Genomic DNA, 1350 nt, shown 5'->3' on the forward strand with positions numbered 1-1350 from the left:
CCTTTGGAACGATCCCGGGTATGCTGCCGATCTCGGATTAACTTTCCTTTCTCTTGGCACAGTCTATGTTTGGCAATTAACGGACCATTTTTAGATGCATAGACAAGCAAATACTCATCTATTTGTGCAATATAAACGGTCTTTTGTTTGTTATATGTCCCGAGAGGGACTGAGTAACGATTTGTATGATAAAGAATGGTGTTGTCCTTCCGAACCGTTCTTGTTATACTAGAGACAGGATTTGAATAAGAAATTTTTTGTGTGACTGGTCGTAAGTGTTTCTTTTCTTCTTGAAATACTTCGACCGGTCTTTTTTTGATCGTACCGTGTATTTTATAATTTCCTGTCCTGTGAAGCCATTTCCAACAATCCTCATTCCAACGTTCAATATTTGTAAATATCCGATACTTGGCGTAATTATGTTTGACGTATCCAACCACATTTTCAATTTTGCCCTTACTTTCTGGATCTGCTTTCCGACATATACGAAGATTCAGTTTTCGTTCCTGTCGGTAAGCCTCAAATTCTTTTGTTAAAATGAGATCACCACCATTTTCACTGACGACAATTAAATGATCTTGATCATAGACAAGTTCACGTGGAATTCCTTCAAACCACGCAAATGCGTTTTCGTGACAGGTAATAAGATCTTGGACTGTAAAAGGACGATCCAACCATTCCACATATTTGTATCGGGAATGGGAAAGGACAAATGCGATAAAGTGCAATTTGACTTTTCTTTTATCGGGTGTTTCTTGCCATGTCTCTCCAAAATCTACTTGGATTTGTTCCCCAGCTTCCATTTCTGGTACAGCCTCATAATCTCTAACTTTTTCTTCTTTAGGAATATCATATTCTTTTCGTAGACCCCTAACATAAGCCCGAATAGTGCTCTCTGAAACCTGGATAGACGGATATCTCTCCTTTAACCAATCTTCAACTTGAGACGCCTTTAATGCAGGATGTTCCCTCAGCCAAGATAAAATTTTATCTTTGTAAGGATCTAATTTTTTTGTCCTTGTTTTCGTAGAATCAATCCAGTCGACCATTTCTCTTGGATTTTTTTTGAGGTACCGATATAAGGTAGGCCTTGAAATCCCCAACTTATTCGCAATGGCTGTTTTGCTAAATCCTTGTTCCAATAATTGTCGAATGTTCACATACACTTCAAACTTGTCCACCTTTCCTATACCTCCATTACTGTTAAATAAGACTTGTACCAATCAAAATATAACAGTAATGGAGTAAAAAATTAATAGATTGAGATAGGGTTTGTTTTCCACCTCTTAATCCTAAGAAAGTGTAAAATTTTATTTATCTAAATCTGTTAATTTTATTTTATCGTTCACA

At 36.7% G+C, this 1350-nt stretch carries 1 protein-coding gene; it reads right to left on the reverse strand.

The window, feature by feature from the left end; all coding sequences use genetic code 11:
• Positions 1-1181 (reverse strand): IS21 family transposase (istA, locus tag HR057_RS16740; protein WP_173732633.1); only part of this gene is annotated, 1181 nt, incomplete at its 3' end.
• Positions 1182-1350 lie beyond the last annotated feature (169 nt).

Source organism: Calidifontibacillus erzurumensis (assembly GCF_013303125.1).
GTDB classification, from domain to species: Bacteria; Bacillota; Bacilli; order Bacillales; family Bacillaceae_J; genus Calidifontibacillus; species Calidifontibacillus erzurumensis.